Origin of the sequence: Mesorhizobium sp. (genome assembly GCF_041661565.1) — a bacterium.
Lineage (GTDB): Bacteria > Pseudomonadota > Alphaproteobacteria > Rhizobiales > Rhizobiaceae > Mesorhizobium.
Window position 1 is genome coordinate 13,921 of the sequence record NZ_JBAZUD010000006.1, and the last position, 22,878, is coordinate 36,798.

The window sequence follows — 22,878 nt, forward strand, 5'->3', positions numbered from 1 at the left end:
CACATGACTGTTCTGTTGAGAACGCGGGTCACTGCCATCGGGCCCGAAGTGGCGGACCTTGCCGAAGGGGGCGTGGTCATCCTGTTTGCGGATGGCTCGCCGCCCGAGCTAGCCGAGGTCTCCGTGCTCCACAAGACGGAGCACGGACCCAGTGACGGCGCGCCGCAAAAAGGCGCGTCGATCACCCTCGGGCCCGTTTCCGCCGTCATAACGGCCGTCGGCTCCAGCGCCTGGAGCAAGGTCGTCGAAATGGGCCATGTGGTCATTTCATTCAACGGCGCCCCTGAGGCCGAGAGGCCGGGCGAGATCTGCGCGTCGCTGGTCGACACGCAAGCGCTCGTGGCCGCCCTGAAGACAGGCACGATCATCACAATCGCCGCCTGACAGTATCCGCGCCGCCGCCTTCGTCGGGAGCGGCGCCCAAAACCAGAGTATTTGCCATGGAACGCTCGACCATCGTCAGAGTGCATGAAGGTTTGCACGCCCGTCCCGCCACGCGGTTCGTCAAGCTCGCCAAAGGTTTCGAATCGGATGTCGAACTGGTCAAGGACGGCAAGGCGGTCAGCGCCAAGAGCTCGGTCAAGCTGATGCTGCTGGCGGTCAAGGAAAACCAGGAAGTCACCGTGCGGGCGAATGGCGCCGACGCCATCGAGGCGATCGAGGCGCTGATCGGCTATCTCGAGAATCCGAGGGCCGGGCTCGACGATGAGGGCAGCCCGCCCTCCGAGGATGCCGCGTCACGCTCGGTGGCCGCGCCGCCGGCCGAATCCGCGCCAGAGGCCATCACCGGCCTGCGCGGCGTGGCGGCAAGCGAAGGTTTTGCCATAGGGCCGGCCTTCGCGCATTTCCCGCCCGATATCGCCGGACAAGGCCGCACGTTGCAGGCCGAAGAGATCACCGGTGAGATCGACAGGTTCCGCGCCGCCGTCGGCACCGTGCAGGCGCGGATGGATCGGGCGTTGACCCAGGATAGCCTTTCGGCCGGGGATCGCGGCATCGTCGCCGCGCTCAGGGACATCGCCGCCGATGACAGTCTCACGGGCGAGGCCGAGCGCCTGATCAAGGGCGGCAACGACGCGGTTTCGGCGGTCATCACCGCGGCCTCCACCATCGCCGCCGATTTCAGCGCCGTCGATGATCACTACCTCAACGCGCGCGCGGACGACGTCCACGCGGTCGGGCGGCAGATTTGCCTGGTGCTGCTCGGGCAGGACGATGTCAGCCTTGAAAACATCCCGGAAGGCGCCATTCTGATCGCCGACGATATCGGCGCCTGGGACCTGGCGCGGGCGCCGCTGAAGCGCATCGGCGGCGTGGTGTGCGGGCATGGCGGCGCCACCTCGCACATCGCCATCATCGCCCGCTCGCACGGCATCCCCGCGGTGCTGGGCCTCGGCGACCAGATCAATGCCTTGCGCACCGCGCGCGACGTGGCGCTCGATGGCAACAGCGGACGTGTCATCATCGACCCTAACGCGGCGACCCGTGCGGAATTCGCGGCCCGCGTCGAAGCCGCCGCGAAGGAGCGCGCCGGGCTGACCGTCTTCAAGACGGTAACGCCAACGCTCGCCGATGGCAGGATCATCGAGGTCGCGGCCAATATCGGCTCGCTCGAGGAGATCGATGCGGCGCAGGAGGCAGGCGCCATGGGCGTCGGCCTGTTCCGCACCGAATTGCTGTTCATGCGCCACATGCATCTTCCCTCGGAAGATATGCAGGCCGAGACATACACGGCCCTGGCAAAGGCATTCGCACCATACCCGGTCATCGTGCGCACGCTCGATATCGGCGGCGACAAGCCGATCGCCGGCATCGAATTTCCTGACGAGGAGAACCCTTTCCTCGGCTGGCGCGGCATCCGCATGTGCCTTGACCGTCCGGACATCTTCAAGCGCCAATTGCGCGCGCTGTTGCGCGCGGCCGTGCAGGGCAACATCAAGGTCATGCTGCCGATGGTGGCCGACATCGACGAGGTGCGGCGGACGCGGGTTCTCGTCGCCGAATGCGAGGCCGAACTGGACGCCGAAGGCGTGCCGCATGCGGCGTTCGATCTCGGCGTGATGATCGAGACGCCGGCCGCCGTCCTGATCGCCCCGGCGCTGGCCAGGGAGGTGGCGTTCTTCTCGATCGGCACCAATGATCTCACCCAGTACATTATGGCCGCCGATCGGCTCAATCCGACGGTGGCGAAGCTCAACGACGTCACCAATCCTGCCGTCATGGCGGCGATCGAACTGACGGCGAAAGCCGGAGTCGCCGCAGGCATCATGGTCGGCATGTGCGGGGAGGCCGCCGGCCGTCCCGACCTTATCTCGACCTTCGTGAAGATGGGACTGACGGAGTTCTCGATGAGCCCGGCGTCGATCCAGCGCGCCAAGAAGACGATCATGGATATCGCGGCCGAATCCTAGTCTAGCCGAAAGTCACGGCAAATGGGCGAGCAAGGTGACGAAGACGGGTGTCAGTTCATCGATCGGCCTTGCCTTGGCGCAGGCCTGGACGATGCGATCATGACGAATATCGGCGGCCAGGATGGCGATCTCAAGCATATCCGGCTCCGGCGACCCGTCCCTGCCGGTGGTCGCCAGGCCGCAGGCCAGGACCAGAGGCGCCAGGCAGCTGATATCGAGGGTCCGGTCAGCCGCAGCCGTCGGCGTTTCCAGTGCGGATTCGGTAAAGCGCACGGGACGCTGGTTGAGACACTCGACCAGCAGCGCGGAACAAGTCGCCGCGATCGCCCGCAATCCGGCGTCGGACGTGTTCAACGTCGCCAGCAGATCGCCATGCCGCTTTCGCATCGTGGCATGGACGGCCGCGAAATCGGCTTCGTGGATGCGGGCATTGTCGATCTTCAGCCCGGCAAGCACCGCCTTGGTCAGATAGTACATGTCGCGGCGAAACAGTCGCTCCGCGCTCAATTGCCGGTCCTCGTTTCCAACCGGAAAATAGGTGCCGAGACCTTTCACGGTGGTGCCATCCACCTTTATCGGCCGCTCGTGCGGAACGAAGGACTCGGCTATCGACAGCGCCTCGTCGACGGCACTCGCGGCGTGGCTGAGCAGGCCTTCGATGCCCTTGCCCGGAAACGGCGGCAGAAGGCTGGTCGCCTCGCGCAGGGCACTGGCTTCGCCGGTGCCATCATGGCGGCTTTGCCGGATGATTTCACGCACTTCCCGCAAGCGGTCCTTCAGGTTGACACGGACATCTTCGGAGATTTGTCGGAGCATCGCGGATCGCCTCGAAATTTACATGGCACGCCCGCAAGCGGGGGGCAGCCACCATTCTACATTGTTCCTATCGATTGGTAGATCAATAGGCGATACTAGACCAGCGTGCATAATCGGCGATGGCGCGCTCGTCCGTCGCCGCGGGGGAGAGACAGGCGTGGGCAGGCGGCGAGTGGGCGAAGGCGAAAATGATCAAGGCGAGGTGACCGAACAGCTTGCCAATGAGAGTCGGACGGATCGACTGCGGGTCCGCGCCGCCTGGATGTATTTCGTCGAGCAGATGACGCAGAACGAGATTGCCGATGTGCTCGGTGTCGGCCGCGTCACCATCGTGCGCATGCTGGCGGAGGCCCGCTCCCGCAACGAGGTCAAGATCACCATCGAAAGCGAGCTGTCGGAAATCGTGCGGCTCGAACGCGCGCTGGAAAAGACGTTCGGCTTGCGGCAGGCGCTGGTGGCGCCGCTTTCGACGCCCGGCGCGGACCCGATACCGGCGATCAGCGCGAGGACCGGCAGCTTCCTGTCGGACACGATGAAATCCGGGATGCGCGTCGGCGTCGGCTGGGGCCGGACGCTGTTCTCGAGCCTGCCCTTCATCAGCGCCAAGTCCCTCACCGACTTCAAAGTCATCTCCCTGCTGGGCGGCGTCGGCGTGGCGCGCAAGTTCAATCCGGCGGAATTCGCCTGGCGCTTCGCCCAGGCCTTCCAGGGCGACGGCTATCTCATCCCGACGCCCGCCGTTGTCGACAGCGTCCAGACCAAGATCGCGCTTGTCGAACGCTGCGGCCTGCAGGAGATATTCGAGATGGCCGATACGCTCGACGCCGTGCTGCTCAGCATCGGCGGCATCGCTTCGGCGACCACTTTCTATCGGGGCGGCTTCCTCAAGGAGGCAGAACGTGAAGCGCTTGTAGCGCGTGGCGCGGTGGGCGACCTCCTGTTTCATTTCTTCGATCGCAAGGGCGACCTGGTCGACCATCCGATCAACAGCCTGGTGATGTCGGTGGACGTCGACCGGTTGCGAAAGGCGCCGATCCGCATCCTCACCTCCGGGGGCGAGGAAAAGGTCGAAGCCCTGCTCGGCGCCATGACCCTGATCGCGCCGACGATCCTGATCACCGACGAGGAAAGCGCCAGGCGCATGCTGCAGATGCATGCGGCGCAAGCCTCGCAATAACGCGCCGGTTGCCGGGGCCGGGGGCATCGGATACTGACGCCCAGGCATGTGACGCCTGAATTACCGGTCATCAAACGGAGCCCCTGACATGACAGACAAGACGATCCTCAAATTCGGCCCGGTCGAAAACGCGGAAGCCGGCGACCTGGCCGGCTGGGTCGTGGTCGAGGGCAAGCCGACCATGAAAACAGCCGTCCAGCACACGACCGCAGACGGCAAGGTGTTGTCGGGCACGTGGCAGGCGACGCCCGGCACTTATCACGCGACCTATACGGACTACGAGTTCGTGCACATGATCGCCGGCCGCATCATCATTACGCCCGATGGCGGTACGGCGGTCGAGGTCGGTCCCGGCGATGCCTTCGTGGTGGAAGCCGACTTCAAGGGAACCTGGAAGATCATCGAGCCGGTAACCAAGCATTTCGTCGTTCGCGTCGGCTGAAGCCTGAGCATCGCATCAGCGTGAAACCCGCCACGATTCGTCCTGGCGGGTTTTTCATTTCCACGCCGCTTCCGGTCCTGTCGCGCAGGCGCGACGCACGGACGGGTGCGCCACTATGGGGCAGTTTTGCTGGCACGGCATTTGCTGCGGTGAGGAGGGGCCTGCACAGGCCGGCTTGATCCCACCGGTTCGTCACAAATGGATGCAGCGGTGGCCTTTCACAGGTGGCTGCGATGGATCTCCCCCGATTCCTTCTTGGCATGGCCGTGGTGTCGGCCAGCGTTGCGGCATGGGCCTATGTGGCGACCGGCTCGGTGTGGATCGCGCTCGCGTGGACCGCGCTGAGCGCAACGGTGATCCAACTCGGTTATTTCGCGCTGTTGGTGAGGATGGTCTATCCGTCAGTCACATCCAGTGGGACCGAAGGAACTGGCCGCGCGAGCCATCCCGTGGCCCGTCTGCACATCCGCCTGTCAACGATCGTTGCGATCGCACTGGTCGCCACGGTGGTAATGACTGCAATGGCACGCGCGGATGACAACGATGCCTATTTCGACTGCGTCATCGGCAAGGCGGGGGCAATCATGAAGACGCAAGCGCACAAAGACGCCGAAGCCGCGCTTTCAAAGGCCTACGCGCTGTGCCAGGCCGTGGGGGCGACCAGGCTGGCGCGGATTAACGGCGTGTCGCCGTTGCCGCATCGGGCCGCGCCCCTATATTCGCTCGAGAATTCGTGACCGGTCGAACCAGGGCTGCCAAAACGGGCGTCCCGACCGGTCGCGCATCTCCGCAGCAGAGGATGTCCAGCATGACCAGGATCAAATTCGCGGCAATGATGGCAATGACGGCGCTCATCGTCGGCCATCAGGGCCCGGCAATGGCGCAGATGCCGGCCCAGCAGCCGGACGCCAAATCGTTCAAGCTCGGCAAGCTCGATATTGTCGTCCTGCACGACGCCCAATTCGTCAAACCCAATGACGGCAAGACGTTCGGCCTCGATCACAGTCCCGCGGAAGTTGCGGACCTGCTGAAGGCGGCGGGGGCGGCCACCGACACGATCACGCTGAGCGTCGACGCCCTGCTGGTGAAATCGGACAAGCGCGTGATCCTGATCGACACCGGCGTCGGCGGCGCGTTGCAGGACAGCTTGGCCAAGGCCGGCGTCAAGCCCGGCGACGTCACCGAAATCCTCATCACCCATTCGCATCCCGATCATATCGGCGGATTGGTCAAGGAGGGCAAGCTGGCGTTCCCCAACGCCGCGATCCGGATGTCGAAGACGGAATGGGATTTCGCCAAGGCCAACAAGGACATTGCCGACATCGTCAAGGTGATCGCCGATCAGGTGAAGCCGTTCGAGACCGGGTCCGAAGTCGAGCCAGGCATCATGTCGGTGGGGCTGAGTGGCCACACGCCCGGCCATGTCGGCTACCAGATCAAATCCGGCAACGAGAAGCTGTTCGACATCGGCGACACGGCGCACAGTTCGATCATTTCGCTGGCCAGGCCGGATTGGGCGGTGGCCTTCGATGGCGACAAGCCGGAAGCGGAGCAGAACAGAGCCAAGACGCTCGGAGTGTTGGCCAAGAACCACGAGATGATCTTCGCGCCCCACTTCCCGTTCCCGGGCGTCGGGCACATCGAGGCCGATGCCGACCATTTCAAATGGGTGCCGAGCGACGAACCACGGTAGGTTTTTCCTCCTTCGCGCTTGTGCTCTCTGGCTGACTTGCTGAAACCCGCTGGCGCAATCCGGCTGGTTTTTTGGCTCGTTGTGAAGTCAGTCAAGCCGTGCCCCGGCGTTTTCTTACGCCGAGAACCGAGTGGCGAAATTTTCGCGTGACAATTGCCAGACGCGACAAAGCGTTCGTCCGTGCCGGTTTCTTTTCACGGCCGAGCCGCATTTCAGAATTTCGTTTCTGTCTAAGTCTATAAATTCAGTGGACTTTAATCCGACGCTCCTGGCCAGGGCGGGCAATCGAGGGGTTTGCCCTCCGTTCAGAAGGATTGAATTCCATGCGAAAACTGATTTCCGCCACTCTTGCCGGGCTGGCCCTGGCAGCCATATCCGCCGCGGCGCATGCCGCGGACAAGAAAGTCATCATCGCTTACCAGACCGGTGCCAACCCCTACAATCTGGGCATCGCCAATGGCGATCTTGCCAAGAAGACGGGCTGGGACATCGAGTTCCGCCGCTTCAATTCCGGCGCCGACATTTTCGCTGCCATCGCATCTGGCGACGTCCAGATCGGCGATGTCGGATCGAGCCCATTTGCGGCTGCCGTCAGCAGGGGCATCGACGTGAAGGCGTTCTACATCTCGTCGGTCTCTCGTGACGGCGAAGCCCTGGTGGTGCGGCCCGAGATCAAGAGCCCGGCTGACCTGCGGGGCAAGAAGCTCGCCGCGGCACCCGTCTCGACCGATCACTACCAGCTTCTCGCCGTGCTGAAGCAGGAAGGCATTTCCGAGAAGGAAACCCAGGTCATCGCCATTCCCCAGCCCGAGATCGTCGCCGCCTGGAAGCGCGGCGACATCGACGGGGCGTTCGTCTGGGATCCCGCACTCTCCGAACTCAAGAAGAACGGCAAGGTCCTGCTCACCGCCGGCCAGGTTGCGGATCGCGGCGCGCCGACCTTCAGCGCACTGGTGGTGACCGGCGATTTCGCCAAGGCCAATCCCGACTTCCTCGGCCAGTATGTCCGTCTGATCGACGGCTATACCACGTCTTACCTGACCAACCCCGCCGCCTGGGGGCCGGATTCCGAGAGCGCCAAGGCGATCGCCAAATTGCAGGGTGGTACGGCGGCGGAGAATTCGGAACAGTTGAAGACAACGGTTGTCCCACCGCTCGACGAGCAGGTTTCCGACAAATGGCTGGGCGGAGGCGACAAGAGCGCCGTCGCCAAGATACTCAAGGACACTGCGGGCTTCCTGAAGGACCAGAAGAAAATCACCGCCATCAAGGACAGCTACGCCGCAGCCGCCGATCCGCAATATGCGGCGGCCGCCAAGGCCTCGAACTAAGATCCCTGAAGAACATTCGCCTGGCTGGCGGACACCCCGCCAGCCAAGTTTTCCGGAGCCCATCATGCTCAGAATCCGCGATGCCAACGTCATTTTTCCAGCTTCCGACGGCCAGGACGTGCATGCGCTCGATCACGTCTCTCTCGATATCGCTCCGGACTCCATCGTCGTCGCTGTTGGTGCGTCCGGATGCGGCAAGTCGACCTTGCTCAACGCGATCGCCGGCTTCCTGCCGCTCAGCGAAGGCTCGATCACGCTTGACGGGAAGGAGATCATCGCGCCGGGCGGCGATCGTGGCGTCGTCTTCCAGAAGGATACGTTGCTGCCCTGGGCCAACGTGCTGGACAATGTCGCTCTCGGCCTGAAATACCGGGGCGTGCCACGCGGCGAGCGCCATGAGCGGTCACGCCGCCTGCTGGAACTGGTAGGCCTCGCCGATTTTGCCGAAAAGCCACCCTATGAATTGTCCGGCGGCATGCGCCAACGCGTCGGCATCGCTCGGGCGCTGGCGACCGATCCCAAGATCCTGCTGATGGACGAGCCGTTCGGCGCTCTCGACAGCCTGACGCGCGAGACGATGCAGCAGCTCCTGGCCTCGATCTGGGCCAAGACCAAAAAGCAGATCCTGTTCATCACCCATTCGATCGAGGAAGCCCTTACGCTGGGCACGACCATCGTCGTGATGTCGCCCCGGCCGGGCCGCATCGTCGCCCGGTTCGACGCCGGCTTCGTCCGCGAGTTCGCCGAAAGCGGCGACATCGGGCCGATCCAGTCCGATCCGCGCTTCATCGAACTGCGGCAGGAAATCCGCTCGCTCATCCACCAGCCGGACGGCGCCCGCACGGGAACCCCGCCCCGCACAGGAACTCTGCAATGACCCTTGCCGCCAATTCCGGAACGTCATTTTCGTCTTCGACGGCTCCGCGCGCGCCGTCTCGCAAGCCACGCCGGTCCGCTGCGACAAGCACGCTCGGCATCAGCCTGGCGACGCTGGCTTCGTTGATTGCGTTGTGGTTCCTGGCTGCGCATTTCGAATGGGCTTCGCCGCTGTTCCTGCCGTCGCCGGCCGAGGTGCTGACCCAGTTCGGCGCCGTCTGGGCCGATGGCTATGCCAATGGCACGCTCCTCGACCACACGCTGGCAAGCCTTGGCCGGATTGCGGCCGCGCTTGGCGTCGGCATCGTGCTGGGCGTTCCGCTCGGTTTGCTGATGGGGCTCAATCGCTGGGTCAAGGGCATCTTCAGCGTCCCGATCGATCTCTATTGGGGCCTGCCGCCGCTGGCCTACCTGCCGCTGCTGATTATCTGGCTGGGCATCGGCGAGACCTCCAAGGTCGTGCTGCTGTCGCTGTCGACCTTCGCGCCGATCTGCTTTGCCGCGCAGGCCGGCGTCCGTTCCGTGCCCGATGAGCGCATAAATGCCGCACTGTCGCTCGGTGCTAGCCGCCTGCAACTGTTCACCAGCATCATCCTGCCATCCGCTTTGCCGGAAATCATGACCGGCCTGAAGATCGCTATCGGCGCCGGCCTGTCGACGCTGGTGGCGGCCGAGCTGATCGCGGCCCAGTCCGGCCTTGGCTACATGATCATGTCGGCCGCCAATTTCCTCGCCACCGACGTCGTCTTCGTCGGCCTCATCGTCATCGCCATCCTCGCTTTCGCCTTCACCAGCGGCATGCGCTGGCTCGAGCACCGCCTCATCCCCTGGAAAGGCAAGCTGTGATGCTTGCCCACCACAATCCGCATCGCTGAAGGAGCAATCCAATGTCCACCAATGCCCGACCGCTCGATCTCTATTGGTACCTGCCGACCCATGGCGACGGACCGTATCTCGGCACGGACGAGAGGCACCGTCCGGCGACCTTCGGCTATCTCAAGGAGATCGCCCAGGCCGCCGACCGGCTTGGCTTCAAGGGCGTGCTGCTGCCCACCGGAACGCGGTGCGAGGATGCCTGGATCGTAGCGGCCGGCCTCATTCCACTCACGGAAAAGCTCAAGTTCCTCGTGGCGCTTCGGCCGGGCAGCGGAACGCCGGCGCTGTTTGCGCGCCATGCCGCGACGCTGGACCGCATTTCCGGCGGCCGCGTCCTGCTCAATGTCGTCACCGGCGCGGATCCGGCCGACCTTGCCGGCGACGGCAACAAGCTCGGCCATGACGAGCGCTATGCGCAGACCGACGAGTTCCTGACGATCTGGCGGCGCATCCTCTCGGGCGAGCCGGCCGATTTCGAAGGCAAGTACCTGTCCGCCCACGGCACCGACATCTCCTTCCCGCCTGTACAGCAGCCGCATCCGCCGCTCTGGTTCGGCGGTTCGTCCGACGCCGGCATTGAAATCGCCGCCAAGCATGTGGACGCCTATCTGAGCTGGGGCGAGCCGGTGGACCAGCTTGCCGAAAAGCTCGATCGCGTCAGAAAGGCTGCCGCGGCGCAGGGCCGGACGATGCGCTTTGGCCTTCGCATTCATCTGATCGTGCGCGAAACGGAGGCCGAGGCCTGGGCTGCGGCCGACCGGCTGATCAGCCATGTCACCGACGACCTGATCGCGGAAGCGCAGAAGGGATTTGTCCACATCTCGGAGTCTGTCGGCCAAAAGCGCATGTCGGCACTGCATCAGGGCCGGCGCGACAAACTGGTTGTCGGCCCGAACCTGTGGGCGGGGCCCGGGCTGGTGCGCGGCGGCGCGGGAACGGCCCTCGTCGGCAATCCCGACAATGTGGCAGCGCGTATTCGCGAATATCAGGAGATCGGCATCGAGACGATCATCGCCTCCGCCTACCCGCATCTGGAAGAGGCGTTCAATGTCGCTGAACTGCTTTTCCCCAAACTCGGGCTGAGCGGCGAAGTCGCGCCCGCCGAACGCAGCTGGGATGTCGAGTTCGGCCGCGGATCACCGCCCCGGGCCGCCGCGTCCGCTTCCTGACCTATTGCCGGTGAAAACGAAGAGGGCGTGGCGCTATGCCGACGGGCTGCGCGGTGTCCTCAACCGAGCGCGGCCAGGCGATCGCTCCCTCGAACCGGCGCTATCGCCTACGTGTTTTCGCGGCCTCGGAGCCAGACGCCCTTCAGCTCAAGATCCCTGCCGAGGACGACGAAGCTGGCGCTGTTTCCGGGTATCAGCCGGCCAAGATCGTTCAGGCACAGATATTCGGCCTGGCGCGTGGCGCACAAATCCGATGCCTCGGCGACCGACAATCCCAGGGACACGAGGTTGCGGAACGCGTCGAGCATCGTGATGGCGCTGCCGGCGAGCGATGAACCGTCGGCAAGCATGATGGTGAGCCCTTTCTTGACGATCGGATGATCGCCGCCGAAATCATAGGCGCCGTCCGGGCAGCCTGCAGCGGTCGTCGCGTCGGTGATGGCATAGAGGCGCGGTATGGCCCGGTAAGCGGCCAGCACCAGGGCCGGGTGCACATGGTTGAGGTCGCAGATCAGTTCGGCATAGCGGCCCTTGGCCAGGGCATAGGCGGCGACGCCCGGCTTGCGATGATCGAGACCCGACATGCCGTTGAACAGGTGGGTGAAGCCGCTCAGGCCGCGGGCGAAGCCGGCGGCGGTCTCCTCGAACGTGGCCAGGCTGTGGCCGACCTGCACGCGGCACCCGCGCGCGGTGAGCGCCTCGATCACCTCGATTCCGCCTTCTATTTCCGGCGCCACGGTGGCGACCACAAGCCGGCACATGTCGGCCCATCTCAGGGCAAGGCCGGCATCGCCCCGGCGCGTGATGTCGCGCTGGGCGCCGAGCTTGCCCGGGTTGATGAACGGCCCTTCCAGGTGGGCCCCCAGGATGATCGGCTCGCCGGGCCGTGGCGACAGCCGCACCTTTTCGATGTCGGCCAGGGCTTTTTCAATGACCTCCACAGTCGATGTCGAGGTGGTCGGCGCCATCGCAACCGTGCCGCTCGCGGCATGGAAACGGGTAAACTGGCGGATGGCGTCCTCACCGCTGGAGAAGTCGACGCCCTGCGCGCCGTGGACATGCAAGTCGATGAAGCCGGGCACTATGTAGGGCAGTTCGGCATTGTCGGTCAGCGTTACCGGTTGCCCCTCGATCCTGGCGATGCGGCCCTCCTCGCAGACGAGGTGGCCATGAACCCAGCCCGATGGGGTCAGCACATAGCCGGTGGGCGAGGTTTGCTGGGATGGGGACATCTTTTGAACCTTTCGACTTGAATGATAGCTTCGGCGGCAAGGACACCTATGTCCGCAGGTCAGCCGGCCCCGGTCGGCTGCCCGCGCGCGGCAAGCATGGCCGCGCCGCGAACGCCGCTGCTGTCGCCATACCGGGCGACCATGATCGCCGGATGGCGCATGCCGCCGATGAAATGGTCCTGGGTGCGGCCGAGCAGCAATCCGGCGACGCCTTCTATGCGCGACAGGCCGCCGCCCAGCACGATGCAGTCCGGGTCGACCGTGCCCTGGATCGTGCGCAGCAATTCACCGACGATATCGGCCCAGACGGCGAGGACTTCCGTGAGGTCGCGATCGCCGGCGGCGGCGCCATCCGCGATCTGCGCCGGCGACAGGTCCCGCCCGGCCAGGCTCTTGGCCAGCGCCGTGAGGCCGGGCCCAGAGACCAGCGTTTCATAGCAGCCGTAGCGGCCGCAATTGCAGTGCCGCAGCGGCAGGGTAACCTGCGGCGCCGCGTTCATGGCGATACCGAAATGACCGACTTCGCCGGGCAGGCCGTTGTGGCCCTGGACCAATTCGCCGTTGCGGCACACGCCGCCGCCGCAACCCGTGCCCAGGATGAGGCCGAAGACGGTGTCGTACCCTGCGCCTGCTCCGCCATTGGCCTCCGACAGCGCGAAGCATTTGCAATCATTGTCGACCGGAACGACGAAGCCCAGCCGGCGCGACAGTTCGTCGTGAAGCGGCCGGTTGGTCGCCGGCAGGTTGGACGTCAGCGACAGTCCGGTGGCGCGCTCGATCAGGCCGGGAATGCCCACGCCGACCGGCAGCATGCTCGTTCCCGCCTCGGCGCGCAGCCATTCGTACTGGTCGACGAGTGCGTCGAGCAGATCGTCGAACGACTGCCGGGGCGTCGGCACCCGGCGCCGCGTCAGCGCCGCAAGGTCCGTGTCGAACAGGCACGCCTCGATCTTCGTGCCGCCAAGGTCGATGCCGCCGAACATGCTACCTGGCCGCTGCGTAAGGATAAAGCGTCACCCCTTCGACGACGCGCGACAGGTTGCCTTCCGTGAACGGATTGTCGACATTGATCCCTAGCGCGCCCGACCAGGCGATCGCCAGCATCTGCGCCGCCAGCACATAGAGTACGCTGGTCCACGCATCGTTGCCGATCGCCGGCACGTGCAGGTCGACACCGGTCCCGGCCGCGCCGAGGACGACGACGTTTTCGGCGCCGAACTGGCGGCGGATCTCGTTTGCGGCATCGATATCGTATTTGCGTGTGTGCGGATCGGCGGAGACGAAGACATGCACGCGCGTCTCGGCGTCGACGATGGCTTTTGGGCCGTGGCGGAAGCCGAGCGTCGAATCCCACGCGGTCGGGATTCTGCCGCGCGCCAGTTCAAGCACCTTGAGCGCGGCTTCGCGCGCCGATCCGGTGAGCGCTCCACAGCCGAGGAACACGGCGCGCGCAGGCGGCTTCGGGCTCGACCGGGCCAGCGCCAGCGCCGCTCCGAGAACGGCTTCGCCGGCCTCCGCCAGGCGGTCGAGTGTTTCGCTGAGCGCGAGCGGCGGATGATCGTCCAGGCAGGCGAGGGCGCTGAGCAACATCGTGCTGTAGCTCGACGTCATAGCGAAGCCGCTGTCATTGGTTCCCGGCGGCAACACGACCACCCGCTGCTCACCGGGGCCCGGCATTTGCCGCGTGGCCAGCGCGCCGTCGGCATTGCAGGTGAAATGCAGCCGGTCGGCTTCGGGCATCTGGGCATCGAGCAGGTCGAGCGCGCCGATCGTTTCGGAGCTGTTGCCGCTGCGCCCGAAGGAAACGACAAGGATGCGCCTGTCGCGCCGGACGAAATTGCCTGGACAGCTGACGAGATCGGTCGTCGGCACGGGGCGGAAGCGCGCCTGGCGCGGCGGCGCGTTCAGATAGGGACAAAGCGCGTCGCCGATAAAGGCTGAGGTGCCGGCGCCGCAGAACCAGATTTCCTCGTGGTCGCGCGCCCGCAGCCACGACGATATCGCTTTGGCGTGCTGTGCGAGGGGATCCGCCCAGGCGCGCCAGATCGCCGGCTGCGCCATGGCTTCGTTGAATGTCGTCCATTGCTCGAGGGGATCGCGGGCGGACTGCTGCGTTGCGTTCATTTTATGCTGTCTTCACCAGTATGGTCGGCGATCAGAAGCTTGACCCCGCGCTCGCGCAGGCTGCTTTCGATCTCGGTCGGAATGTTGCGATCGGTCACGATCGTATCGATGCGTTCGATGCCGCAGAATCGATGCAGGCTCGGCGCACGGAATTTCGTCGAATCGACCAGGACCACGACGCGGCGGCTGACATTTGCCATGGCGGCGTTCTGATGCGCCTCGTCTTCGTTGAAGGTGCTCAGCCCCTGTTCGGGATCGATGCTGTCGGCGCCGAAGTAGACCGTGTCGAAACGCATGTTCTCCAGCGACTGTTCGACCATCCGGCCGGTCAAGGCACGGGCGTCGAACCGCACGGTACCGCCGGGCAGGATGACCGTGTGCTGCCGGCACCCCCACAAGGTCTCGACGATGTTGAGCCCGGTGGTGAGGATGGTGCGGCCGGATGCCGAGCGCAGGTGCTGGGCGAAGAACTGGATCGTCGACCCCGAATCGAGGATCAGCGAGCGGTCGCTTTCGACCAGCTGAACTGCTTCCCTGGCAACCGCCATCTTCATCGCCCGGTTGACGAACGCCTTGTCGGCGATCGTCGGCTCGAGGAAAGGATGGTTCGGGTTGGCGTTCCCGGCCACCATCGACATCGCCAGTGCGATGCGAAAATCGGGCACGCCGTCGAAATCATAGTGCCGGCAGAAACGGACAACCGAGGGTTCGCTGACGCCGGCCGAGGCGGCGATCTCCTGGATCGAACGGCCCATGAAGTCCGCGGGCGCGTCGATCAGCACGTCGGCGATGCGGCCGAATACCTTGCTCAAGGCAGGCCGATCGCCGGCGATCCTCTCGATCAGCGAACTTCTGGAGTGGAGGCGATCAGCGGTGCTCATCGTCCACCATGCCAGCAACGCTGTTCGAATGCGTGTCCTGGATCGGTCGATCCACAAGAGCCGTCATGTCACGCCGCCGCCTTCATCCGAATATTCCTGCCGTTCCGATCGAACACCATGATGCTGGCGACAGTAACGTCGAGAAGCAGTTCTTGCCCACCCGTAAATCGCGCCTGGCCGGCCAGGCGGATCGTCATCGGCTGAGCGTCCATGAGATGGCCATAAAGTATCGTCTCGTTGCCCAGATGCTCGACCACGTCGACCGTGAACCGTAGCCCGTCACCGGCAACCGTGACGTCCTCCGGCCGGATGCCGAGTTCGAGACCTTCCAGATCGCCGGCCAGTGCGGGATCGACCGGTACCTTCAACTCCGCGCCGCCGGGCAGCGCAACGACGACGTTGGAGCCGTCCAGCCGCCCCGAGGACACCTTGACGAAGTTTATCGACGGCTGGCCGAGGAAGCCGGCGACGAACTTGTTTTCGGGATGGTTGAACAGGTCGAGCGGCGCACCGACCTGCTCGACGATACCACCGTTCATCACGACGATACGGTCGGCCAGCGTCATGCCCTCGACCTGGTCATGGGTGACATAGATCATCGTGTTGCCCAAGGTCGCGTGGAGCTTGGCGAGTTCGACCCGCATCTCGGCGCGCAGCGAGGCATCGAGGTTGGAAAGCGGCTCGTCGAACAGGAAGAGCTTGGGGCTGCGCGCCAGCGCGCGGCCGATCGCGACACGCTGGCGCTGGCCTCCGGACAGCGCCTTCGGCTTGCGCGACAGCAGCGTCTCGAGTTTCAGCAGCCGGGCGATTTCCACCACGCGCGCCTCTATGGCCGGCTTCTTCTCGCCAGCGATCTTCAGGCCGAAGCCGATGTTTTCAGCAACCGTCATATGCGGATAAAGCGCGTAGGACTGGAAGACCATGGCGACCCCGCGCTTCACGGGGTCGGCGTCGGTGATGTCGATGCCATCCTGGACAAGCCGGCCCGACGACACGGGCTCCAGTCCGGCAATGCAGCGCAGCAATGTCGACTTGCCGCAGCCCGACGGGCCGACGAGGACGACGAATTCGCCCTCGTTTATCGAAAGGCTGACGTCGCGGATGACATCGACCGCGCCAAACGACTTGCTGATGTGTTCGAGTTCGAGTCCTGCCACCGCACTCTCTCTTCGGTTCAACCCGCTTGCCGCAGCGGGTGGCGATTTTTGTAATTCATTTTTGTAATATTACAACAGAAAATTGCGATGGATGCGCCTGATGAGGGCAAGGATGTGACCCTCTCCACCCAAACTCTGGTGATTACGGCATATGAAGAGGCAGCCATAAATCGGACCGTGTAATTTTATGTTGCAATACTACAAAAATAAATTACGATTTCGGCCTGTCACACAGATAGCGCAGGGACCGGCCCGGGGGCCGCGGCATGCGCCATCGCCAAAAACAAGGGAACAAACATGAAGTCGTCCGCGTCGCGTTTCGCTCTATCGGTACTGACAATAGCGTCGGGCCTGGCGGCCTTTTCGGGCGCCAGCCAGGCTTCGGAACTCACCTTCTGGTCGATGTGGAATGAACCCGAGCCGCAAGCCGAAGCGCTGCGGGCCATCATGGATGCCTATACCAAGGCGCATCCGGAAACGACATTCAAGGTGGTGTGGAACGGCCGCCAGAACCAGACCAAGCTGCGCGGCGCGTTGCAGGCCGGCACCAAGGTCGATTTTATGGACCAGGACGGCGACCAGCTGGCCGGCGGACTGCAGAAGCAGGGCCAGGCCTATCAGCTGGACGAGGCGCTCGGCGAGGGCTTCAAGGACACGCTGCTGCCCGGCGCCTATGACCTCTATGCCGAAGGCGGCAAGCATTTCCAGATCCCTTACGTCTACAACACCGTCAACTTCTGGTACGACAAGGAAATCATGAAGGAGGCCGGCGGCACGCCGCCCAAGACATGGACCGAGCTGCTTTCCCTGTGCGAGGCGGTCGGCAAAACCGGCAAGCACGCGCTCGTCGTCGAGGGCAACGACACCGCTTACACGCTCTTGTATTTCTCGAACCTGCTCGAACGCGAGCTTGGACCGAACGCGGTCATCAAGACCTTCGAGGACAAGTCGGGCAAGGCCTGGCTCGATCCTGCGGTCCTCGACTCCGCCAAGAAGGCCTACAGCCTGTGGGACAGCTGCATTGCCGCCGACGCGCGCGGCTTTCAGTACCCGGCCGGGCAGCAGACCATCGCACTTGGTGACTCGATGGCCGAACTGGTCGGCTCCTGGCTGCCGACCGAATTGAGTTCATCGACCGGCAGCGACTTCGCCTGGGGCGCCTTCAACTTCCCGGAGGTCGAGGGTGGCAAGGGCAAGCAGACCGACCTGCAGGTCGCGTTGCTGTCGATGATGGTGCTGAAGGATGCGCCGCATCCGCAGGAAGCCATCGACTTCCTGAAATATCTGACGGGCGCTGAAGCGCAGCAGGTGTTGGTCGAGAAGGGCGGCGTTGGTGTCACTGCCAAGGGCGTTGCCTGGCCGGAGGTGCTCACCGATGCCTATGAAGCGGCGCAGAATGCCACGACGCTGACCAACATCTACGGCGGCATGAGCATCAACTATGCCGATTTCTACACGACGAAATTCGCCCCCGAGCACAACAAGATGTTTCTCGGCCAGATCACGCCGGAGGATTTCGTGAAGATGATGTCCGAGGAAACCAAGGCGTACTGGGCCGGCAAGTAGCCCGGTCTTCTGCCCGCGGGGCGTTTGGCGCCCCGCGGCATCTCCATCGACGAACCAAGGTCAGCCGACGGACCCCGTCAAAGGTATAATCGAATGCGCCGACGCATGGTGACGCTCTTCCTGGCTCCGGCGGTGATCCTGTACCTGGGGTTCGTGGTGCTCCCGGCACTGCAGGCCTTCTATCTCAGCTTCTTCCAGACGTCGGGGTTCAAGGACCAGGAAAAGTGGGTGGGTCTCGGGAACTACGTGCAGTTGGCGAGTGACCCGATCTTCTGGCTCGCCGTGACCCACATGCTGCTGATCCTGCTTGTGGGCGGGGTGGCGGTGTTCGGCTTCGCCTTCCTGTTCACCATGCTCGTCAATTCGGGGCTGTGGGGGAAGAAGCTGTTCCGCGCCCTGATCTTCATGCCCAACATCATCGCCATGGTCGGGCTCTCGACCTTCTGGTCCTTCGTCTTCATGCCACGCTATGGGTTGTTGACCAATTTCTTCAAGTCGATCGGATTGGACACGCTGGCCGGCGTGGCGTGGACGGCGCCCGAGCATGTCTTCTGGGCGATGCTGGTCGGCATCGTCTGGATTTTCGCGGGCTTCTTCACCATCCTCGTGCTGGCCGGCGCGGACAAGATCCCGACCGACATGTTCGACGCTGCGCGCATCGAGGGCGCCAGCAATCGGCAGATGTTTCGGTGGATCACCGTGCCGATGATCTGGGACGTCATCGTCATCACCATGGTGCTGTGGGTGATCGAGGCCATCAAGATGATGGAATATCCCTACGCCTTCGGCGGGCCAAACATCGACCAGAACCTCTACACGCCGGCGATCTACCTGTTCATCATGGGCTTCGGGCAGCGCGATCCGGTCTACCAGCTCGGCTACGCCACCGCGATCGGCGTTGCCATGTTCGTCTTCACCATCGTCGCCGTGCTGCTTGTGGGCGCCGTTTCGCGCCGCGAACGGGTGGAGTTCTAGATGCGCCGTTCAGCGATGAAGATCTCGCCCAAAAAGCTCCTTGCCTATCTGATCCTGGGAGCCTGGAGCGCGCTGTCGGTCTTCCTGGTCGTCTGGGTGATCATGGCTTCGCTCAAGACGACGCGCGGCCTGTTTGGCAAGCCCTGGAGCCTGCCCACCAGCCCGGTCTTCGAAAACTACGTGAAGGCCTGGGTGTCGAACCGTTTCGAGCACTATTTCCTCAACAGCTTCCTGGTGGTTTCGTGCTCGGTGGTGGCGCTGCTGCTGGTGGCTGTCCCGGCGGCCTACGTGCTCAGCCGAGGGCAGTTCAAGGGCCGCAGGACGCTGCTCAACTTCTTCATCTTCGGCATGGGCATTCCCATTCCGCTGCTGTTCATCCCCCTGGTGGTGCTGACGACGGAACTCGGCATCGTCGATACGCTTGTCGGCCTGAGCGTCGTCTACGTCTCGATCGCCTTGCCGTTCACGATCTATGTGCTGCAGGGGTTCTTCTCGTCGCTGCCCTCGGAGCTTGAATCCGCCGCGATCATCGACGGCTGCAGCGACTGGCAGGTGTTCTGGCACGTCATGCTGCCGCTGGCGGCTCCCGGCGCGGCGACGGTCGCGATCCTCAACTTCGTGGCGCTGTGGAACGAGTACCAGATTTCGCTGGTGCTGATTAACAGCCCGGAAAACCGCACCCTGTCGCTCGGCATCTACTCGCTGATCACCTCGATGCAATATTCGGGTGGCAACTGGCCGGGCCTGTTCGCCGGCGTCACCATCGTCATGGTGCCGACGGTCGCCCTCTACATATTCCTGTCGGAGCGCATGATCAGCGGCATAACGATGGGCGGCGTCAAATAGGCACGTCCGCGACGGTCGGCCTTGCGGAGGCAAATGCCTAGCTCTGATGGGGCCGAGGCGCCGGCTGAGGCCGTCGTCGCCGCCAGCTGACCCACCTCGGCGGCATCCAATGAGGCCGCCCCCCTGTCGATACTCCGGGTTCATGATTGCCGCCTGCAGCTTTCGTATTGACAGCCGCCTAAAAATTCCATTGAATGGAATTAATTAAACCACCACACCTTCCGGATGCCTGCCTTGAGCTATGTGAGCGTCGCCAACCTGCACAAGAAATTCGGCACTGCCGAAATTCTGAAGGGCATTTCCTTCGGCGTCGAACGCGGCAGCTTCGTCAGCTTGGTCGGGCCGTCCGGGTGCGGGAAGTCGACCCTTCTCAGGCTGATCGCCGGTCTCGACCCGTTGACGTCGGGAACGATCGAAATCGATGGGCGGCAGATGAACGGCGTATCCGCCAGGCATCGCGACATCGCCTTCGTGTTCCAGAGCTATGCGCTCTATCCGCATATGACGGTGCGTGAAAACCTCGGCTTCTCGCTGCTGATGCGCCAGACGCCCGCAGCCGAGGCGCAGGATCGAATCCGTGCCGCCGCGGCGTCGCTGGGGATCGAGGAATTGCTCGACCGCTATCCGCGCCAGCTTTCGGGCGGGCAGAGGCAGCGCGTGGCCATGGGCCGGGCGATCGTGCGCGACCCGAAGGTGTTCCTGTTCGACGAACCGCTGTCGAATCTCGACGCCGAGCTCCGGGTACGGATGCGCGCCGAAATCCGCGAACTGCATAACCGCCTGGGCGCCACCACGATCTACGTCACGCACGACCAGGTCGAGGCAATGACCATGTCGGACAGGATCGTCGTGCTGCGCAGCGGCGATATCGAGCAGATCGGGGCTCCTCTGGATCTCTACGACAGCCCTGCGAACGCCTTCGTTGCGGGCTTCATCGGCTCGCCGGCGATGAATATCTTCCCGGTGAAGGTCGCGGCTGGCGGAAACGTCCGTCTCGAGGATGGAACCATCCTCGGCATCGCCACCGCCCTGGCCGCCGGGACCGAAATCATCTGCGGCATCAGGCCCGAACATATCCGGCTGGATGAAACCGGCGTGCCGGCCGTCGTGCGCTTCGTCGAGGTGCAGGGGTCGGAAACGCTGGTTGCGGCACAGCTCGGGCCGATCGAACTGACCATCGTCGTCCAGCAGCGCCTCCCGCTCGCCCGGGGCGAGCAGATCCGCATCGCCTTCGATGAGGCCAAAGTCCATTTCTTCGATCCGCACGACAGGAAGCGGATGAGCATCCAATGACCACGCAAGCACGCAATTCTTCCAAACCAACAACCGGCGCTTCCGCCGGGCCCCTGCTGGGCATCGATATCGGCGGCACCAAGATCCTCGGCGGCCTCGTTTCCCGGGAAGGCGAAATCCTGTTCGAACACAGGGTCTCGACCAATCGGCTCAGCCTGCTCGAGGACATCTTGTCTGTCGCCAAGGTCATCCTCGCGCAGGCCGGCGCGACGGCTGCCAGCATCGGCGTCGGCACCACCGGTTTCGTCGACCGGTCCAGCGGCATGCTGGTTCGCTCTTTGAACATGGGGATCAACAACATCCCGATCGGCAGGGAACTGGCGGCGGCGACCGGATTGCCGGTTTTCGTCGACAATGATGTGCATGCCGCCGCGGTCGGCGAGATCTATTTCGGTGTCGGCCGCCTGCACCGGGACTTCCTGCTCTACAATGCCGGAACCGGTCTCGCCACGGGCATGGTGTTCAACGGCCGGCTGCATCGCGGCGCCAGCAATGCCGCCGGCGAAAACGGCCATATCAGTTCCGACCAGAGCGGCTCGACGATCTGTTATTGCGGGCAGAGTGGCTGCACGGAGAAACTGCTGCTCGAGGCGCGCGCCGGAGGCGACACGGTACCAGCCTACCTGCCGCGCATCGAGCCGCCGGCAAAGAGGGAATATGGCTACCTCGCGCTCGGCCTGACCCAGCTTGTCAACCTTATGAACCCGGCCGCGATCGTGCTTGCCGGCGGCATGTTCACCGGCGATCCGGCGGCGACCGATTGGGTCCGGCGCGCCGTCCATGCGCATGCGCTGCCGACGGCGATCAGCGGCCTGAAGGACATGGGATTGTCGCGCACCGCTCCATTCACAGGCCTGGTGGGCGCCGCGGCGCTCACCATCGAAGCCGAACTGTCCAGCAATACCGAGGTTTGAGATGTCCACATTGATGATGCAGTCCATTCTCGAGCAGCCGGCCGCCATCCGCCGCCTGCTCGACAATGGTCTGAAGGCTGATGGCTTCGTTGCCGCCTTCCGGCAGCGGGGAATCCGCAAGGTCTGGATCGTCGGCTCGGGTACCTCGCTCTACGCGGCGATGATCGCCGCCCGCTCGTGGGAACAGGAACTGGCGATCGACTGCGAGGCGGCAAGTTCGCTGGAATTCCTCGACGAGACGGAAGCTGGGGGGCTCGGCCCTGAAGTCCTGGTGATCGCCATCTCGCAGAGCGGCGCATCGCTCATCCTGCTTGAAGGGATCAGGCGCGCCAATGCGAGCGGCGCGCTGACCGCCGTCGTCAGCGCCTATCCGGATGCCCCGATCTCTGTTGAGGCCGGCTTCGTCATCGAGACCCATACGGGGCCCGAAACCAACATGGGCAAGACCAAGGGTTTCACCACAACCGCTTTTGCCGCCGTGCTGCTCGGCCGCACTGTCGCGCTGGCCGGACATACTGACGCCGCCGCGGTGCTGCGCGGACGCTATGCCGGACTGCCGAAGGCGTTCGACGATGCGATTGCCGGCAGCCAGGCCGTCGCCGCCGGCTGGGTTGAAAAGTTTCGCGACGCCGATGCGCTGTTCGTCGTTGGCGCCGGCAGCCAGGTGCCGACCGCGCTGGAAGGCGCCTTGAAGGTGCTGGAAGTGGCGAAGATGCCGGTTGTTCCCAAGGAACTCGAGGAAATGATGCACGGTCCCTTCAACGGAGTGGGCCCGGCCACCGGCATCGTGCTGATCGCCGACCAGATCCGGCAAGGCCAGCGGCTGACCGCTTTCCTCGACGGCGTGAAACTGATCGGCACGGCATCGGCGACGATCGCGGCCAGCGGCGCCGTGGCGACAACCCACGGCCCCTTCGATCTCGTTCTGCCCGAATGCGAAGACGCGGCGGTGCGGGCCATCCTCGGCGTGGTGCCTTTCCAAGTCCTCGCCCACGATCTCGCCGCGGCACGGGCCGTGCCGATCGACACGGCGCGCTATCCCCAGCTCTACCCGGTTTTCATTTCCAAGAGCATCCACAAGTGAGCTTCAGAGGAACGC

General features: G+C 64.1%; 22 protein-coding genes. 16 read left to right on the forward strand and 6 right to left on the reverse strand.

Going from position 1 to position 22,878, the window contains the following annotated elements; all coding sequences use genetic code 11:
* The first annotated feature begins 3 nt into the window (after nt 1-3).
* Nucleotides 4-384 (forward strand): PTS glucitol/sorbitol transporter subunit IIA, encoded by a 381-nt coding sequence (locus WC739_RS02195; RefSeq protein WP_372951368.1) that lies wholly within the window; start codon nt 4-6, stop codon nt 382-384.
* A gap of 56 nt (nt 385-440) precedes the next feature.
* Entirely contained in the window at nt 441-2,411 is a 1,971-nt protein-coding gene (gene ptsP / locus WC739_RS02200) for a phosphoenolpyruvate--protein phosphotransferase (protein ID WP_372951370.1), read from the forward strand.
* Nucleotides 2,412-2,423: 12 nt separating this feature from the next.
* Here ptsP and WC739_RS02205 read toward each other — a convergent pair whose 3' ends face one another.
* Nucleotides 2,424-3,227, reverse strand: a complete 804-nt coding sequence (locus WC739_RS02205; RefSeq protein WP_372951371.1) for a hypothetical protein — start codon at nt 3,225-3,227, stop codon at nt 2,424-2,426.
* Between the two features lie 157 nt (nt 3,228-3,384).
* Here WC739_RS02205 and WC739_RS02210 point away from each other — a divergent pair, with 157 nt between their 5' ends.
* The 8 genes from WC739_RS02210 (at nt 3,385) to ssuD (ending at nt 10,791) form a co-directional block, all read left to right on the forward strand.
* Entirely contained in the window at nt 3,385-4,404 is a 1,020-nt protein-coding gene (locus WC739_RS02210) for a sugar-binding transcriptional regulator (protein WP_372951372.1), read from the forward strand.
* Between the two features lie 88 nt (nt 4,405-4,492).
* Nucleotides 4,493-4,846, forward strand: coding sequence for a cupin domain-containing protein (locus WC739_RS02215; protein WP_372951373.1), 354 nt, complete (start codon nt 4,493-4,495; stop codon nt 4,844-4,846).
* A 233-nt stretch (nt 4,847-5,079) separates the two neighbouring features.
* A complete protein-coding gene (locus tag WC739_RS02220; protein ID WP_372951374.1) occupies nt 5,080-5,583 on the forward strand; it encodes a hypothetical protein in 504 nt (167 codons plus the stop codon).
* 71 nt (nt 5,584-5,654) lie between these two features.
* Nucleotides 5,655-6,539 carry an MBL fold metallo-hydrolase gene (locus WC739_RS02225; protein WP_372951375.1) on the forward strand — a complete coding sequence of 295 codons (885 nt, stop codon included), beginning with the start codon at nt 5,655-5,657 and terminating at the stop codon, nt 6,537-6,539.
* 323 nt (nt 6,540-6,862) lie between these two features.
* Nucleotides 6,863-7,870 carry a taurine ABC transporter substrate-binding protein gene (tauA, locus tag WC739_RS02230; RefSeq protein WP_372951376.1) on the forward strand — a complete coding sequence of 336 codons (1,008 nt, stop codon included), beginning with the start codon at nt 6,863-6,865 and terminating at the stop codon, nt 7,868-7,870.
* Nucleotides 7,871-7,934: 64 nt separating this feature from the next.
* Nucleotides 7,935-8,747, forward strand: coding sequence for a taurine ABC transporter ATP-binding protein (locus WC739_RS02235; RefSeq protein WP_372951377.1), 813 nt, complete (start codon nt 7,935-7,937; stop codon nt 8,745-8,747).
* Nucleotides 8,744-9,592: an ABC transporter permease subunit gene (locus tag WC739_RS02240; RefSeq protein ID WP_372951378.1), complete on the forward strand. Its 849-nt coding sequence runs from the start codon at nt 8,744-8,746 to the stop codon at nt 9,590-9,592. Before WC739_RS02235 ends, WC739_RS02240 begins: the two co-directional genes overlap by 4 nt.
* Nucleotides 9,593-9,633: 41 nt before the next feature.
* Nucleotides 9,634-10,791, forward strand: coding sequence for an FMNH2-dependent alkanesulfonate monooxygenase (gene ssuD, locus WC739_RS02245; RefSeq protein WP_372951379.1), 1,158 nt, complete (start codon nt 9,634-9,636; stop codon nt 10,789-10,791).
* Nucleotides 10,792-10,898: 107 nt separating this feature from the next.
* Here ssuD and WC739_RS02250 read toward each other — a convergent pair whose 3' ends face one another.
* The 5 genes from WC739_RS02250 to WC739_RS02270 all read right to left on the reverse strand — a co-directional run bounded on the left by WC739_RS02250 (nt 10,899) and on the right by WC739_RS02270 (nt 16,185).
* Nucleotides 10,899-12,023: an N-acetylglucosamine-6-phosphate deacetylase gene (locus tag WC739_RS02250; protein ID WP_372951380.1), complete on the reverse strand. Its 1,125-nt coding sequence runs from the start codon at nt 12,021-12,023 to the stop codon at nt 10,899-10,901.
* Between the two features lie 59 nt (nt 12,024-12,082).
* Nucleotides 12,083-13,006 (reverse strand): ROK family protein, encoded by a 924-nt coding sequence (locus tag WC739_RS02255; protein ID WP_372951381.1) that lies wholly within the window; start codon nt 13,004-13,006, stop codon nt 12,083-12,085.
* A 1-nt stretch (nt 13,007) separates the two neighbouring features.
* Complete coding sequence (locus WC739_RS02260) at nt 13,008-14,147, reverse strand: phosphosugar isomerase (RefSeq protein ID WP_372951382.1); 1,140 nt, start codon at nt 14,145-14,147, stop codon at nt 13,008-13,010.
* A complete protein-coding gene (locus WC739_RS02265; RefSeq protein WP_372951383.1) occupies nt 14,144-15,028 on the reverse strand; it encodes a hypothetical protein in 885 nt (294 codons plus the stop codon). The genes WC739_RS02260 and WC739_RS02265 overlap by 4 nt, the downstream gene beginning before the upstream one ends.
* A gap of 68 nt (nt 15,029-15,096) precedes the next feature.
* A complete protein-coding gene (locus WC739_RS02270) occupies nt 15,097-16,185 on the reverse strand; it encodes an ABC transporter ATP-binding protein (RefSeq protein ID WP_372951384.1) in 1,089 nt (362 codons plus the stop codon).
* Between the two features lie 297 nt (nt 16,186-16,482).
* Between WC739_RS02270 and WC739_RS02275 the strand changes: the two genes are divergently transcribed.
* From WC739_RS02275 to WC739_RS02300, 6 genes are all read left to right on the forward strand, one after another.
* Nucleotides 16,483-17,751 carry an ABC transporter substrate-binding protein gene (locus WC739_RS02275; RefSeq protein WP_372951385.1) on the forward strand — a complete coding sequence of 423 codons (1,269 nt, stop codon included), beginning with the start codon at nt 16,483-16,485 and terminating at the stop codon, nt 17,749-17,751.
* Nucleotides 17,752-17,844: 93 nt separating this feature from the next.
* On the forward strand, nt 17,845-18,726 hold the full coding sequence (locus WC739_RS02280) for a carbohydrate ABC transporter permease (protein WP_372951386.1): 882 nt from the start codon (nt 17,845-17,847) through the stop codon (nt 18,724-18,726).
* Nucleotides 18,727-19,572 (forward strand): carbohydrate ABC transporter permease, encoded by an 846-nt coding sequence (locus tag WC739_RS02285; RefSeq protein WP_372951387.1) that lies wholly within the window; start codon nt 18,727-18,729, stop codon nt 19,570-19,572.
* A gap of 234 nt (nt 19,573-19,806) precedes the next feature.
* The gene (locus WC739_RS02290; RefSeq protein WP_372951388.1) at nt 19,807-20,865 is read left to right on the forward strand and encodes an ABC transporter ATP-binding protein; all 1,059 of its coding nucleotides are present in this window, start codon (nt 19,807-19,809) and stop codon (nt 20,863-20,865) included.
* The gene (locus WC739_RS02295; protein WP_372951389.1) at nt 20,862-21,779 is read left to right on the forward strand and encodes an ROK family protein; all 918 of its coding nucleotides are present in this window, start codon (nt 20,862-20,864) and stop codon (nt 21,777-21,779) included. Before WC739_RS02290 ends, WC739_RS02295 begins: the two co-directional genes overlap by 4 nt.
* Nucleotide 21,780: 1 nt before the next feature.
* Nucleotides 21,781-22,863, forward strand: coding sequence for an SIS domain-containing protein (locus tag WC739_RS02300; protein ID WP_372951390.1), 1,083 nt, complete (start codon nt 21,781-21,783; stop codon nt 22,861-22,863).
* Nucleotides 22,864-22,878: the final 15 nt, after the last annotated feature.

Excerpts from the sequence above, each read along its gene's own strand:
- WC739_RS02195 (WP_372951368.1), top strand. The coding sequence starts at position 4 with ATGACTGTTCTGTTGAGAACGCGGGTCACTGCCATCGGGCCCGAAGTG.
- ptsP (WP_372951370.1), top strand. The coding sequence starts at position 441 with ATGGAACGCTCGACCATCGTCAGAGTGCATGAAGGTTTGCACGCCCGT.
- WC739_RS02205 (WP_372951371.1), bottom strand. The coding sequence starts at position 3,227 with ATGCTCCGACAAATCTCCGAAGATGTCCGTGTCAACCTGAAGGACCGC.
- WC739_RS02215 (WP_372951373.1), top strand. The coding sequence starts at position 4,493 with ATGACAGACAAGACGATCCTCAAATTCGGCCCGGTCGAAAACGCGGAA.
- WC739_RS02220 (WP_372951374.1), top strand. The coding sequence starts at position 5,080 with ATGGATCTCCCCCGATTCCTTCTTGGCATGGCCGTGGTGTCGGCCAGC.
- WC739_RS02225 (WP_372951375.1), top strand. The coding sequence starts at position 5,655 with ATGACCAGGATCAAATTCGCGGCAATGATGGCAATGACGGCGCTCATC.
- tauA (WP_372951376.1), top strand. The coding sequence starts at position 6,863 with ATGCGAAAACTGATTTCCGCCACTCTTGCCGGGCTGGCCCTGGCAGCC.
- WC739_RS02235 (WP_372951377.1), top strand. The coding sequence starts at position 7,935 with ATGCTCAGAATCCGCGATGCCAACGTCATTTTTCCAGCTTCCGACGGC.
- WC739_RS02240 (WP_372951378.1), top strand. The coding sequence starts at position 8,744 with ATGACCCTTGCCGCCAATTCCGGAACGTCATTTTCGTCTTCGACGGCT.
- ssuD (WP_372951379.1), top strand. The coding sequence starts at position 9,634 with ATGTCCACCAATGCCCGACCGCTCGATCTCTATTGGTACCTGCCGACC.
- WC739_RS02250 (WP_372951380.1), bottom strand. The coding sequence starts at position 12,023 with ATGTCCCCATCCCAGCAAACCTCGCCCACCGGCTATGTGCTGACCCCA.
- WC739_RS02255 (WP_372951381.1), bottom strand. The coding sequence starts at position 13,006 with ATGTTCGGCGGCATCGACCTTGGCGGCACGAAGATCGAGGCGTGCCTG.
- WC739_RS02260 (WP_372951382.1), bottom strand. The coding sequence starts at position 14,147 with ATGAACGCAACGCAGCAGTCCGCCCGCGATCCCCTCGAGCAATGGACG.
- WC739_RS02265 (WP_372951383.1), bottom strand. The coding sequence starts at position 15,028 with ATGAGCACCGCTGATCGCCTCCACTCCAGAAGTTCGCTGATCGAGAGG.
- WC739_RS02275 (WP_372951385.1), top strand. The coding sequence starts at position 16,483 with ATGAAGTCGTCCGCGTCGCGTTTCGCTCTATCGGTACTGACAATAGCG.
- WC739_RS02280 (WP_372951386.1), top strand. The coding sequence starts at position 17,845 with ATGCGCCGACGCATGGTGACGCTCTTCCTGGCTCCGGCGGTGATCCTG.
- WC739_RS02285 (WP_372951387.1), top strand. The coding sequence starts at position 18,727 with ATGCGCCGTTCAGCGATGAAGATCTCGCCCAAAAAGCTCCTTGCCTAT.
- WC739_RS02295 (WP_372951389.1), top strand. The coding sequence starts at position 20,862 with ATGACCACGCAAGCACGCAATTCTTCCAAACCAACAACCGGCGCTTCC.
- WC739_RS02300 (WP_372951390.1), top strand. The coding sequence starts at position 21,781 with ATGTCCACATTGATGATGCAGTCCATTCTCGAGCAGCCGGCCGCCATC.